This window comes from Thermomonas sp., from assembly GCF_025993755.1.
Taxonomy (GTDB): Bacteria; Pseudomonadota; Gammaproteobacteria; order Xanthomonadales; family Xanthomonadaceae; genus Thermomonas.
The window spans coordinates 1-13,328 of sequence record NZ_JAMQHN010000166.1 but is presented as its reverse complement, the minus strand read 5'-3'; the positions used below and the strand labels follow the sequence as shown (position 1 = coordinate 13,328).

Here is a 13,328-nt window from a genome sequence, read left to right as displayed (position 1 = left end):
CTGTTCGACGTGATCGAACACGTACCCGATCCTGCAACGGCGATCGGCCGTCTGGCACGTCTGTTGAAACCCGACGGCGTGCTGATCGTCAGTTCGGGAGACCTGGATGCATGGACCTGGCGATGGCTGGGCGCGGGGCACTGGTATCTGCAGACGCCGCAGCACTTGTCGGTGATCTCCCGCGGATTCCTTCGTCACGTCGCAGTGGAACGTGGCCTGCGGCTGCGGGAATTCCAGACGATCCCGCACCGCCACGCCCCGCGCGCGCAGGATGCCGCACGGCTTGCCTATTGGGGCATGCGCCAACGTGGCGGCCTGTGGCGGATTCCGCAGCGCCTGCTGCACGCGCTGCCGGGACTGCGCGGCCTGCGCCACATGCAATCGGTACCGTGGGCGATGAGCCTGGAAGACCACTGCGTGGCGGTGTTCGAGGTTAGAGTCGGCGGGACGCAGGCGAGACGCGACCGGTGAAATCCATTGCGGTCAGCTGCGCGCACCCATCAGAGTGACGATCCCGGAATGCTGAGGAATGACCATGCCCCTGCGTGATCTTGCCCACCGGCTGCTCAATGCCGCCGGGGTCGAAGTGCGATTGGTGCGCAACATCAAAGCCGCACGGCTTGCTGGGAAGCGTGACCAGGAACTGGATGCCTGGCGGATTCTGTCGGGACGTGGTTTCCGGACCGTGCTGGATATCGGCGCCAATGAAGGACAGTTTGCCGCGATTGCCCGCAAGCTGTGGCCGCAAGCACAGGTGCATTCGTTCGAGCCGCTGCCGGAAGTGCATGCAAAGCTGGTGGCGCGCTTTCAGGGCGATCCGCTTGCGCACGCACATCCGCTCGCGCTCAGCGCCGAGTCCGGGGTCACGACCATGCACCAGAGCGCCTTTTCGCCAAGTTCTTCGCTGCTTCCAATGGCGGAGATCCACCGCAAGGAATGGCCGCAATCTGCGGAGCATCGAGAGGTCGAAATCAAGCTGGAACGGCTGGACGACTGGGCGACGGGACAAGGGGGGCTGGAACACCCGCTGCTGGTCAAGATCGACGTGCAGGGCTATGAGTTGAGCGTCATCGCTGGCGGCGAAAAGACGATTCGAGCCGCCGATGCGGTTGTTCTGGAGGTTTCGTTCGAGGAGTTCTATGTCGGGCAGCCCCTGTTTGCGGGGATCCACGATCAAATGCGTTTGCTTGGATTCGAATACCGAGGAAACATCGAACAGTTCACCAGCAAGGACGGCAAACGGGTGTTGTTTGCCGATGCTCTGTTCCTTCGTAATAAACACATGGCCGTCGTATGAATCGGGTCTGTCCGTACGTCGGTTCCGTGAGAACGAGGCATGGCCGAGTGCTGCATGTGCCAGGCACAGTTGCCAGGCCCGTTACTAAAGTGTCCAGCTCCCTCTTGCAATACGTGAAGACGCGTGGGTCCTACTGAGACACGGTGGCTGCTGTTGACCGGGACTGCGCCCGGTGACTTCGGCGTCGGAAGCATCTTCCTGTCCGATCTCGAGCGCTTTCTTTCGGTGGGTTCGCTTTTCGTCGTGCATGTCGTGGACGGGGTGGATGTCGCCTGCGAGACGACGACCGCGTTCGGCAATTCCCTTCGCGTGCTGCGTTGCCGAATTGAATGTCGTCCGCAGTCGCGTTTCGGACTCGTTGGAAAGGCATTCGATTGGCTGCGAATGACGCTGGCCAATCGTCGGCGCATCGACAAGGCGGTTCGTGCCTGCGTCGAATACGCACGCCAGCAGCGCGTCGAGGAAGTCTGGGCAATTCTGGATACGCCGGCATCGATCGCGCTGGCCGCGCCGGTGGCCGATGCCCTGGGCCTGCCCTTGCGGGTGACGGTCTGGGATGACATCGAGCACAACGTCGGGTACTTCCAGCTCGATCGCTTCACCGCAAGGGAATGCCGGCGCAACTTCGATGCGGCGATTCGCCGCGCGGATGGGCTGGCGGTGATCGGCGAGACCATGCAGCACGAATACCGTCGTCGATATGGCAAGGACTCCGTCATCCTGCGCCACGGCCTGAAACCGGCGTTAAGGATGCCTGGCATGCACGAGCCAGGAAGCGCCATCCGGATCGGCTTTGCCGGAAGCGTCACTGCCCGGAGCGCCTTCAACTGCCTTCTCCAAGCGCTCGATTCCCTCGGCTGGTCCATCGATGGCCGGGAAATCACCCTGGTGCTGATGGGCCAGCGCTTCGACCTGCTGTCGGCGGTGCCGCGCCGGATTGAATGCCTCGGCTACCTTGCCACGGTCGATGAGGTGGTTTCGACGCTGTCGGGCTGTACCGTGAACTATCTCCCGCAGCCGTTCGAATCCCGCTGGCGCCCGTTCGCGCAGTGGTCGTTTCCGTCGAAACTGACGACCTACCTTGCGGCCGGTGCGCCCGTTCTGCTGCATGCGCCACCGCATGCCTCGCTGCCGGCGTTCTTCGAACGCTATCCCTTTGGCGCACTCGTCACCCAACTCGATGCGCAGGCCGTTGGCGAGGCCTTGCGCGAACTGTGTGGCGATCCGACGCTGCGCCGGGAGGCATGTGATGCCGGCGCGGCCGCTTTGACGGAAATGTTCTCGGTGGAACGCTTCCGCAACAGCTTTGCGGAATTTCTCGGAATAGAACTGCAGACCCGGGACGAACGACCGTCGATGCAGGAGTGCAAGGAGGCGCCCGCGCCATGTGCGGCATCGCCGGCTTCCTGAACTTCGGCGGCCAGCCGGCGCAGCCGGCGCTGGCCGAGGCGATGGGCGCGCGCTTGGCGCATCGTGGACCGGATGGCGCCGGGCTGCACGCAGAAGGCCCGGTCGCGCTGGCGCACCGGCGGCTGGCCATCATCGATCCGGCCACCGGCCGGCAGCCGATCGGCAACCGCGAGGGGACGCTGTGGCTGGTGGCCAACGGCGAGATCTACAACTACCGCGAGCTGCGCGCGGAGCTACTCGCACGCGGGCACGTCTTCACCACCCAGGGCGATTGCGAAACCATCCTGCACGGCTATGCGGAGTGGGGCGTCGGCGTGCTGGAACGGCTGCGCGGCATGTTCGCGTTCGCGCTGTGGGATGGGCGCAAGCAGGAGCTGTTCCTCGCGCGCGACCGGGTCGGGATCAAGCCGCTGTGCTATGCGCTGGGGAAGGACGGGTTCGCATTCGCTTCCGAGCTGCAGGCCCTGCGCGCCTGGCCGGGCGCCAATCGCGGCATTGATTTCGATGCGCTGGATCACTACCTGCACCTGCTCTACGTTCCGGCGCCGAAAAGCATCTATCGCGGAATCCGCAAGCTGGAACCCGGCCATTGGCTGCGGATCGGCGCCGACGGCCGCGTCGAAGGCCCGAATCGCTATTGGCAGTTCCGCTGGCGCTCCGACGTGCACCGCAGCGATGCCGACTGGGTGGAAGCGCTGGATGCCTCGCTGCAGGAGGCGGTCGCGGCGCATCTGGTCGCCGACGTGCCGTTCGGCGCCTTCCTGTCGGGCGGGGTGGATTCCAGCACGGTGGTCGGCTACGCCGCGCGCACGCTGCAAACGCCGCTGCGGACCTTCACCATCGGGTTCGACGCCGAAGGCTTCGACGAGCGCGAACCGGCGCGCAAGTTTGCCGCACTGGCCGGCACGCGGCATTCCGAACACGTGGTTGGGCTGGATGCGCTGGGCCTGCTGCCTCGGCTCGCCCGGCATTACGGCGAACCGTTCGCCGACAGCTCGGCGGTGTGCACCTGGCGGGTGTGCGAAGAGGCGCGCCGCGAGGTGCCGATGGTGCTGTCCGGCGACGGCGGCGACGAAGTGTTTGCCGGCTATTCGTATTTCCCGAAACTGGCCCAGCTGTACCGCGAGCCGGCCGGCCGCGCGCGGCGGCTGCGGCGGGTGGCCGGAAATCTTCTGCGCGGCGCCGGCCTGTTGCGCGCCGCGCCGACGCTGGCGCAAGCCTGGTACGGGCGCTCGCCGTGCATTCCGGATGCGCAGCGGTTGCTGCTGTGGCGCGGCGAATTCCGCCAGCACGTCGCCGCCACCCGCGAGTGGAACCGGCAGCGGTTCGTCGCGGCGGGCAGGGGCGACGCCCTGAGCCGTTGCCAAAGCGTCGATATCGACACCTACCTGGTCAACGACAACCTGACCAAGGTGGATATCGCCAGCATGGCGCACGGTCTGGAAGTGCGCGTTCCGCTGCTCGACCACCGCCTGCTGGAAACGGTGGCCGCGCTGCCGCCGTCGCTGCGCTTGCGCCAGCGCGAAGGGGGCGGCTGGTGCGGCAAATACGCGCTGAAGCAAGCGGCCAGCCGCTTCTATCCCTGGGACATGCTGGATACGCCCAAGCGCGGCTTCTCGATCCCGGTGGGCGAGTGGCTGGGCGGTGCGAACAAGGACGGCGTGCGCGAACGGCTGCTCGATCCGGCGGCCGGACTGGACAACTGGTTCGACATGGGCGTGCTGCGCGGGCTGATCGACGAGCACGGCGAGCGTGCCGACCACGGCCACAAGCTGTGGAGCCTGCTGATGCTGGCGCAGTGGCGGGCGACCGAGGCCGCGTGAGCGCGGACACGGCGCTCAGGATCGCGCTGGTCCACGCCGCCGATTTCGGCGGCGGCGCCGAGCGCAGCGTGATGTCGCTGCATCGCGGGCTGCGCGCCGCTGGCCACCAATCGACCCTGTTCGTCGGGGAACAGCGCACCGACGAGCCCGGCGTCGTGAAAATCCCCTATGTGCGCGGAATCCCCGGTTCGCGCCGCATCGCCCGGGCGCTGGAACGCAGCCTCGGCTGGCAGGACATCTACAACCCGAGCTTCCGCGCGCTGCCGCGGATGCTGGATGGACGCTTCGACGTGGTCCATTTCCATTCGCTGTGGGGCTCATCCGGTTACGCGGACCTGTCCGTGCTGCCGGCCATCACCCGCAGGATTCCCGGCGTGCTGACCCTGCGCGACTACTGGATGCTGACCGGCCACTGCGCGGTGTACATGGATTGCATGCGCTGGCAGACCGGCTGTGGCAGTTGCCCCGACCTGAAGCTGCCGCCGGCGATCCCGCGCGACGGCACGCACCACAACTGGCTGCGCAAGCGGCGCATCCTCGCCAGATCCGATCTCCACGTGGTGACGATTTCCGACGAGGTCAAGCAGCGCGTTGCGGAGAGCCCGATCCTCGCCGGAAAACCCGTCACCCGGATCTACAACGGCATCGACCTGGATGTTTTCAAGCCGGCCACGCCGGAGCAGCGCGGGTGGCAGCGCAAGGCGCTTGGCATCGCCGAAGGTGAAACCGTCGTGCTGCTGGCCGGGCAGACGGTGGAATGGCATCGGTTCGGGATCGCCACCCACCATGCGGTTGCGGCCGTGAATGCGCTGGAAGGCCGCTCCGGCGTGCGTGCGCTGGTCATCGGGCGCTCGGCGGAAAAGGTCGCAAGCCAGCTGCGGGTTCCGGCGACCGTCCTCCCGTACCAGACCGAACCGGCGGACATGGCGCGCTGCTACCAGTCTGCGGACGTCACCCTGGTGTCTTCCGAAGTGGAGACGTTCGGCCGGATCGGGGCCGAGTCGCAGGCCTGCGGCACCCCGGTTGCCGCATTCGACAGCGGGGGAATCCCCGAAGTAGTTCCCCACGAGGTGGGCGGTCTGGTCGTGCCGCGCCGGGACACGGCGGCGCTCGCGGCCGCCCTTGTGCGTCTGGTGGGCGACAGTGCGCTCCGTCAGCGCCTGGTACAAGGTGGACTGGCGCATGTGCGTGCCCTGTTCGACCAGAAGGATGTAACGGGCAACTACCTGAGGATGTATCGGGCCCTGTGCGATGAACGGAACAGGGCGACGAGTGGATGACACCATGGAAAAAACAGCAGTGGCCACATTCAGCGTCATCACCACCATCCAGCCGCCGACCGCCGCGGTCGACGCGCTGCTGTCGCGCCTGCGGCCGCTGACCGTGCCGCTGGTCGTTGCCGGCGACAGGAAAGGCCCGGCGCGCTTCGATGCCGAGGGCGCGGTGTTCCTCGACCTGGAAGCGCAGCTTCGCTCCCCGTTCGAGCTGGCGCGGCGCGGGCCGGTGGGGCATTACACCCGCAAGAACATCGCTTATCTGGAAGCGATCCGGCAAGGCGCGACCTGCCTGTATGAAACCGACGACGACAATGCCCCGCTGCCGTCGTGGGCGCTGCGCGAGGAGCGGGTCGCCGCGCGGCGCATCGCGGAGCCGGGCTGGGTCAACGCCTATCGCTGCTTCAGTGCGGGGCGCATCTGGCCGCGTGGATTCCCGCTGTACGCGGTGGTGGGCGCGGTGGCGCAGGCACCGGCGGTTGGCGCGCCGGAAACGGTGCGCGCGCCGATCCAGCAGGGCCTGGCCAACGGGTCGCCCGATGTCGATGCCGTCTGGCGGCTGGTGCTGGACGCGCCGTTCGACTTCGACGACGGCCCCAGCGTGGTGCTGGCGCCGGGCTGCTGGTGCCCGTTCAACAGCCAGAGCACCTGGTGGTGGCCGGATGCGTTCCCGCTGCTCTACCTGCCCAGCCACTGCTCGTTCCGCATGACCGACATCTGGCGCAGCTTCATCGCCCAGCGCTGCCTGTGGGAACTGGGCCTCGGTGTGGTCTTCCACGCCGCCGAGGTGGTGCAGGACCGCAACGAACACGACCTGATGCGCGACTTCAACGACGAGATCCCCGGCTACCAGCGCAACCGCGCGCTGGTGCAGGTGCTGGCCGATACCGCGCTGCTTCCCGGTGCGGACGCGGTGGCCGACAACCTGCAGCGCTGCTATGCGGCGCTGGTCGCGCGCGGGTTCTTCGCGCCCGCGGAACTGGAGCTGCTGGCCGCGTGGCGGGAAGGCCTGGAGACGGCGCGGCGTGGCGGCTGAGATGTCCGGAAACCGGCCGCTGGTCTCGATCATCGTCCCCAGCTACAACCAGGGCCGCTTCATCCGCCGCACCCTGGAGTCGATCCTGTCGCAGGACTACCGGCCGCTGGAGGTGATCGTCATCGACGGCGCCTCGACCGACGAGACGGTTTCCATCCTGCAGGAATTTTCGAGCCATCCGGAACTGCAATGGGTGTCCGAACCCGATCGCGGCGTCGTCGAGGCGGTCAACAAGGGCTTCGCGCGCGCGCGCGGCGAGATCGGCGGCATCCAGAGCTCCGACGATTTCTACCTGCCGGGCGCGATCCGCGCCGGGGTCGAAGCGCTGCAGGCGGACCCGGCGCTGGCCTTCGTGTTCGGCGACGTGGCCAAGGTCGATGCCGAGGGCAGGGAACTGTCGCGCACGCAGCTTGCGCCGTTCTCGCTGGAACGCGTGCTGGCGATGGACAATTGCTGGATTCCGCAACCGTCCACCTTCTTCCGCATGGAGCGCGCCCGGGCCCTCGGCGGCTGGCGCGAAGAGGTGCCCTATGCCGCCGACACGGACCTGTGGCTGCGGATGGCGCTGGATGCCCCCGCGCGCAAACTCGACCGGCTGCTGGCCCAGCGCTCGATGCACGAGGCGCAGCGCGATACCCAGGGCGCGCGGATCGCCCGCGACTACGGGCGGATGCTCGAAGACCTGATGCCGCGACTGGATGCGTCGGGGCGGGGACGCTTGGCACGCGCCGGCAAGCTGTTGATGACGGCCCGCTACGATCCGCCGCGCGGCGAATGGGCGCGGGTGGCGCTGCGCTGGCGCACCCTGTGCGCCTGCCCGAAGTTGGCGCGCCGCTATCCCTTGCCAAGCCTGGTACCCGGCGGCAATGCCCTGCGGTCGGCCCTGTCGCATGGAGCCAGGCGCCTGGGGCTGCGCTGATGTGCGCGATCTTCGGCATGGTGGGACGTCGCGATCACGCCGGCCTGCGCGAGGCTGCGCTGAGCCTGCGCCACCGGGGGCCGGACGGATTCGGAGAGTGGGCCTCCGCCGATCGCGAGGTCTATCTGGCGCACTGCCGGCTGGCGATCATCGACCTCAGCGATGCCGGCCGGCAGCCGATGGCCAGCGAGGATGGCGCGCTGCAACTCAGCTACAACGGCGAGATCTACAACTTCGGAGAGCTGCGCGTCGAACTCGAAGCGCGCGGGCATCGCTTCCGCTCGCGGACCGACTCCGAAGTCCTCCTGCGCGGCTACGCCGAGTGGGGCGATGCGGTGGTTTCGAGGCTGCGCGGAATCTTCGCCTTCGCGGTGTGGGACGAGCGCCGGCGGCGCCTGTTCCTCGCTCGCGATCGGCTGGGCGTCAAGCCGCTCTACTACACGCTGCGCGGGGGAGAGTTCGCTTTCGCGTCCGAGCCGCGGGCATTGATCAGAGTGAGTCCAACGGCGGCGGCTGCCGATGCAGGAGCGGTCGTGCAGTTTCTGCGCCGTGGTTTCAGCTACGGCCATCAAAGTATCTGGAATGGGGTCGAGCGGCTGCCGCCAGCCTGCACTTTGTCCTTTCATCCCGATACCGGGGCGGCCGTCGTCGATCGCTACTGGCGGCGACCAGACGTCGATCCGCAGTGCAGCCAAGCGACGGCGCTGGAAGAGATCGATCATCTTCTGGATTCTGCGGTGCGTGAGCAGCTTGCGGCAGATGTCCCGGTGGGCTGTTTTCTCAGCGGCGGGCTGGATTCGTCGCTGGTATCCAGCTTCGCCGCGCAACATGCCCCCGGCGTCCGGACCTTCTTTGCCGATTTTCCTGGATGGAAAGGGTCGGAGCGCGAGGATGCGCACAGCGTTGCCTCCTACCTTGGAACCTCGCACGTGGTCGAGGAGATCGACAGCATCGGGCAGCATGGAAGTGGTGCCAGCGATGTTGCGGCCTTGTTCGAGGCGTACGACGAACCGATTGCCGATCTTGCCGTCGTGCCGACGTGGTTCTTGTCTCGTGCCATGGCGCGTCACGTCAAGGTAGCTTTGTCCGGCGACGGCGGGGATGAGCTGTTTGCCGGATATCGCCGGTACCGAAATCCTGCCGGGAACGCCAGGCGGCGCGCCAGCTGGGCGGTCGAACGGATTCGTCGGCGCCTGGGGATGGGTCGTCAATGGCCGTCGGGGTGCGCGAATGCAAGCGAGTACTACCATCTGCAGATGTGCCCGAGCTTTGCGACCGATGAACTTGCGCGGCTGTTTCCGGAATGGCTGGGCGCCGATGCCGCCGAAAATCCGGAAATTCCGGTTGCGCGCGCGCGATCCGGGCTGAGCACTCGCGATTGCCAGCTGTGGGATCTGGATTCGTATACGGTCGACAGCAATCTGGCGCGGATGGACCGAGGATCGATGGCGCATGGCCTTGAAGTGCGCGTCCCGATGTTCGACCACCGATTGGTGGAACTGGCGCTTTCCCTGCCAGGCGAAATGAATTCTCCCGACGACGGCGGGAAATTCGCGTTGCGGAATATTGCGCAGCGCAAGCTGCCACAATCCGTGTTGCACAAGGCCAAGCAAGGGTTCTCATTCCCGCTCGAGCGATTCGTTGCGGCCGAAGCGATGCGGGACTGCGTGCGCAATGGCTCGCTGGTCCGCGCGGGAATGCTCGATGCGAAGGCGCTGGATCGCTGGATTGCCGAGGACCTTGGCAGCAATCATCGGCTGAAACTGTGGTTGCTGTTCGTTCTGGAACAGTGGGCCGGCAGATGGTTGTTCGAGCAGCGAGCGACCGGCGTACGAACCGCCGAGGTTGCAGCGTGAGACTGGGAAAGATGCTGCAAACGGCAAGGCGGACGGTCGGTGCCGTGATCCTCGACGTTCCTCCGGCACTGTCCGCTCTGCAGAAAGGCGAATGGGTGCGTTTGCGCAACCGTGCGGACGTGACGACGCAGATCGATGCGCCCCTGGCAACCCGGGTCCTGTCGGACAAGACTTCTACGCTGCACGTTTGCGATGTCTTTCCGGGCATCGGGGCAAGGCTGCTTCGGGTGGCGGCGAGGCAATGGTCCTTCTCATCCGCGGCCGAGGTGTCGTTCTCGGAAAACCCCGATGTGAGTTTCATCATTCCCTTTCGTGGCGAAGACAGGACCGAGCAGCTCCATGCCGTCATCCGTTCGATCGCAGGATCGGGCGCCGGGGTGGAATGCATCGTCGTCGAACAGGATGAATCCAGGCGATTGGAATCCTTGCCGGGAAACACGCGCTATCTTCACCTGCCGCATCCGAAGGGCGACACGCGCTGGCACAAGTGTTTCGCGATGAACGAGGGCGCGCGGCATGCCAAGGGGCGGATACTGGTCTTCCATGATGGCGACCTCGTCGTGCCGAACCGCTACCTGGAGGAACTGCGCCGGCTTTTCGACGTGGCGGGCAATGATGTGGCGTTCCCCCAGCGATTCCTGTTCTATCTCGACGCGCTGGCGAGTCGATCGATCCAGATGGCGCGGGGGCATTGTGAACTTTCGACTATCGTTCCGGCGCGGATCACCCAGAACTGGGTGGGAGGTACGGTCGCCATTCGCTCCGAAGCGTTCTGGGCGATCGGCGGTTTCGACGAGCGCTTCGTCGGCTGGGGAGGCGAAGACCTGGAGTTCTACGACCGCTGCCAGACGCTTCGTGGCTTCTTCCACGGATATCTTCCGTTCCTTCATCTCTGGCATCCGTACCAAAAAGGGAAGAAGAACCCCGAGGCACGGGAGTGTGGGGACGATTTCACCACCGAAGTCCTGTCGGTGCCGCGTGAGGACAGGATTCGCGCATTGCGGAGCTTGCCGCAATGAGCCTGCGCCTGGCCATCGTGGGCTGCGGCTTGATGACGCAGCAGACGCATATGCCCGCCGCCGCGCGCAGCAAGGCGCTGGAGGTGACGGCACTGGTCGATCCCGACCTCGGACGGGCGCAGGCGCTGGCCGCGGAATATGCGGTCGCCCGGGTCGGACGCAGTCTTGCCGACGTCGCGCAGGCGGTCGATGCCGTCCTCGTCGTCACTCCGCCGCATGTCCGGCTTGCGGTGGTGGCCGAGGCGTTTGCCCACGGCCTGCACGTTCTTTCGGAAAAGCCGTTGGCCAACACCGTCGCGGAGTGCGAGGCGTTGCAGGAACTGGCGGACCGCAACCCGGCATTGGTTGCGGCCGGCGCTCACGTCTACCGGTTCTGGCCGGCGCGGCGCTGGGTTCATGATGGCCTGCGCGACGGCAGCCTCGGCCGGCCGCTGCGCGCCTTCGTGTCGCAGGGCAATCCGTATTCGTGGAAAAGCGCCTCCGGCTACAGCGTCCTCAAGGAACTGGTGCCGGGCGGGGTGCTGATCAATGCCGGCATCCATCCGCTCGACAGCCTGCTGTGGTGGTTCGGGGATGCCGAAAGCGTGGAATATGCCGACGATGCCGTCGGTGGGCTGGAAAGCAACGTGGATCTCCGCCTCGGATTTCCCGGAGGCGTCCGCGCGCATCTGCGGATGAGCCGAACCAGCCGGTTCCGGCACGTCATCGAGATCGAGACCACCACCTGCAGGCTGGAACTGCCGACCTATTCGCGCCACCGGATCGACGTCGTTGGCGGCGACTCACGGCAGACGCGAGTGATCGGGGAGGACAGCGAAGACGCGCTGGCGCCGGCGATCGCCCAGCTGGAGGATTTCGCCCGCGCGGTCGAAACCGGAAGCACGCCGGCCGTGGGTTTCCGCGAGGCGACGCGCGCCGTGCGGCTGGTGGAAGCCTGCTATCGGAGCAAGCGGGCACGCCCCTTGCCGGCCCTCGCGCCCTTGCCGGGAGAGGTGTGGTGAGGCTGGCGGGAAAGCGGGTGTTCCTGACCGGCGGCTGCGGCTTCGTCGGCGGCCGGCTGGCGGAAAAGCTGCTGCTCGAAGAAGGGGTGGCGGCGGTCCATTGCCTGGTGCGGGATCTTTCCAAGGCGGTCTGGGTCAGCCGGACGCGGGCGGATCTGTTCGTTGGCGACGTGAACGATGCCGAAGCCGTGCGCCGCGCCATGGCCGGCTGCGACATCGTCATCCACTGCGCCAGCGGCGGCAGCAGCCGTGCGGAGCTGATGCGCACCAACGTCGATGGCACCCGGACCCTGCTCCAACTTGCGGAAGAAGCGGGCATCTCGCGTTTCGTCCACGTGTCCTCGATCGCGGTTTTTGGCGCCAATCCGCCGACCGGCCCGCTCGACGAGCGCCATTACGACGACGGCGGGCGCGCCTACCCGGCCTCCAAGATCGCAGCGGAACGCTTGCTGCGCAGCGAGGTGGGCAGGGGAATCGAGGATCGCGTGATCGTGCGCCCGACGTTCGTCTGGGGGCCTCGCTCCCAGCTGTTCACCGTGGGCCCGCTGCGCGCCATGAAGGAGCATCGGTTCGTCTGGGTGGACGAGGGCGCCGGGAGTTGTCATGCGGTGTACGTGGACAATCTGGTCGAGGCGCTGATCCTCGCGGCGGTGCGGCCGGATCTGGATGGCAAGGCGTTCCTGGTCACCGACGAACAGGACATGACCTGGCGTGCGTTCTTCCAGCCGCTGCTGGCCCTGTTGCCCCGACAGCAGGTCGGCTCGGTGTCGTCGCGCAATCCACTGGTGCCCGCGCTCTGCTGGCTGCGGGAGCGCTGTTCGGCCGCCGTGATGGCGCTGTCCGGTCCGGGCAAATCCTTCCCCGTGCGTGCGCTGCGGCGTGCGCTGCGCGAAACGGAATTGGCGCTCGCGCGCCGCGGCTTCCCGGGCCTGTGGGATCTCCGGAAATTCGCCCGCAAGGGCAAGCTGGATCTCCGCGAGAGCAGGGACATCCTCGGCTATCGGCCCGTGAAGACGTTCGACCAGGGCGTCGAGGACGTCCGGCGCTGGGTGCGTTGGCACATGGCCGATGAACTGGGCCTGCAGTCCGCTGCCGGCCTCGACCATCCGCCGCCGCACACCGCCGCGGACCCGCAGGCGCAGGCCGGACGATGACGACGGAACTGGACGCGGGCCTGGTCTCCACCATCATCCCGGTCTACAACCGGGCGGCGATGCTGCGGCAGGCGGTTGCCAGCGTGCTGGAGCAAACCCATCGTCCGGTCGAGGTCGTCATCTCCGACGACGGTTCGACCGACGATACCCGCGAAGTCGCGCAGGCGCTCTGTGCCGCGCATCCGGGCGTGGTGCGCCTCGTCTGCAATCCCAATCGCGGACCCGGGCCGGCGCGCGAGGCGGGCAGGCAGCTGGCGCGCGGCGAGTTCCTCCAGTACCTCGACAGCGACGACCGTCTGCTGCCGCGCAAGTTCACGACGCAGGTGGCGGCGCTGCGCGCGCAGCCCGAGTGCGGCATCGCCTACGGCAGGACGCGCCTGATCGACAGTGACGGCGCTGTCCTGGCGGCGCCGTTCAAGTGGACCGGCGAGCGGCACGATGCGCTGTTTCCCGGCCTGCTGGTGGACCGCTGGTGGTGCACGCATACCCCGCTGTACCGGCGCAGCGTCACCGATGCCATCGGCCCGTGGTGCGATCTG

13 protein-coding genes are annotated in these 13,328 nt (G+C 66.9%); 12 read left to right on the top strand and 1 reads right to left on the bottom strand.

Annotation, left to right across the window (positions count from 1 at the left end; genetic code table 11):
* Nucleotides 1-471 (top strand): methyltransferase domain-containing protein (locus tag Q0X16_RS12175; protein WP_297834824.1); only part of this gene is annotated, 471 nt, incomplete at its 5' end.
* A 58-nt stretch (nt 472-529) separates the two neighbouring features.
* Nucleotides 530-1,297 carry an FkbM family methyltransferase gene (locus Q0X16_RS12170; protein ID WP_297834822.1) on the top strand — a complete coding sequence of 256 codons (768 nt, stop codon included), beginning with the start codon at nt 530-532 and terminating at the stop codon, nt 1,295-1,297.
* Nucleotides 1,298-1,381: 84 nt separating this feature from the next.
* Here Q0X16_RS12170 and Q0X16_RS12165 read toward each other — a convergent pair whose 3' ends face one another.
* Entirely contained in the window at nt 1,382-1,981 is a 600-nt protein-coding gene (locus tag Q0X16_RS12165) for a hypothetical protein (RefSeq protein WP_297834820.1), read from the bottom strand.
* Here Q0X16_RS12165 and Q0X16_RS12160 point away from each other — a divergent pair.
* The 10 genes from Q0X16_RS12160 to Q0X16_RS12115 all read left to right on the top strand — a co-directional run.
* Complete coding sequence (locus Q0X16_RS12160; protein ID WP_297834818.1) at nt 1,958-2,707, top strand: hypothetical protein; 750 nt, start codon at nt 1,958-1,960, stop codon at nt 2,705-2,707. The genes Q0X16_RS12165 and Q0X16_RS12160 overlap by 24 nt on opposite strands.
* Nucleotides 2,683-4,530 (top strand): asparagine synthase (glutamine-hydrolyzing), encoded by a 1,848-nt coding sequence (asnB, locus tag Q0X16_RS12155; protein ID WP_297834816.1) that lies wholly within the window; start codon nt 2,683-2,685, stop codon nt 4,528-4,530. The genes Q0X16_RS12160 and asnB (Q0X16_RS12155) overlap by 25 nt, the downstream gene beginning before the upstream one ends.
* Nucleotides 4,527-5,810, top strand: a complete 1,284-nt coding sequence (locus Q0X16_RS12150; RefSeq protein WP_297834814.1) for a glycosyltransferase — start codon at nt 4,527-4,529, stop codon at nt 5,808-5,810. Before asnB (Q0X16_RS12155) ends, Q0X16_RS12150 begins: the two co-directional genes overlap by 4 nt.
* A 19-nt stretch (nt 5,811-5,829) precedes the next feature.
* Entirely contained in the window at nt 5,830-6,840 is a 1,011-nt protein-coding gene (locus tag Q0X16_RS12145; RefSeq protein ID WP_297834812.1) for an STELLO glycosyltransferase family protein, read from the top strand.
* Between the two features lies 1 nt (nt 6,841).
* Nucleotides 6,842-7,759, top strand: coding sequence for a glycosyltransferase family 2 protein (locus tag Q0X16_RS12140; RefSeq protein ID WP_297834810.1), 918 nt, complete (start codon nt 6,842-6,844; stop codon nt 7,757-7,759).
* A complete protein-coding gene (gene asnB / locus Q0X16_RS12135) occupies nt 7,759-9,615 on the top strand; it encodes an asparagine synthase (glutamine-hydrolyzing) (protein WP_297834808.1) in 1,857 nt (618 codons plus the stop codon). Before Q0X16_RS12140 ends, asnB (Q0X16_RS12135) begins: the two co-directional genes overlap by 1 nt.
* 11 nt (nt 9,616-9,626) lie before the next feature.
* On the top strand, nt 9,627-10,634 hold the full coding sequence (locus Q0X16_RS12130) for a galactosyltransferase-related protein (RefSeq protein ID WP_297834807.1): 1,008 nt from the start codon (nt 9,627-9,629) through the stop codon (nt 10,632-10,634).
* Nucleotides 10,631-11,635 carry a Gfo/Idh/MocA family oxidoreductase gene (locus Q0X16_RS12125; protein WP_297834805.1) on the top strand — a complete coding sequence of 335 codons (1,005 nt, stop codon included), beginning with the start codon at nt 10,631-10,633 and terminating at the stop codon, nt 11,633-11,635. The genes Q0X16_RS12130 and Q0X16_RS12125 overlap by 4 nt, the downstream gene beginning before the upstream one ends.
* A complete protein-coding gene (locus tag Q0X16_RS12120) occupies nt 11,632-12,789 on the top strand; it encodes an NAD-dependent epimerase/dehydratase family protein (protein ID WP_297834803.1) in 1,158 nt (385 codons plus the stop codon). The genes Q0X16_RS12125 and Q0X16_RS12120 overlap by 4 nt, the downstream gene beginning before the upstream one ends.
* On the top strand, nt 12,786-13,328 hold a 543-nt coding region (locus Q0X16_RS12115), incomplete at its 3' end, for a glycosyltransferase family A protein (RefSeq protein ID WP_297834801.1). The genes Q0X16_RS12120 and Q0X16_RS12115, both read left to right, overlap by 4 nt.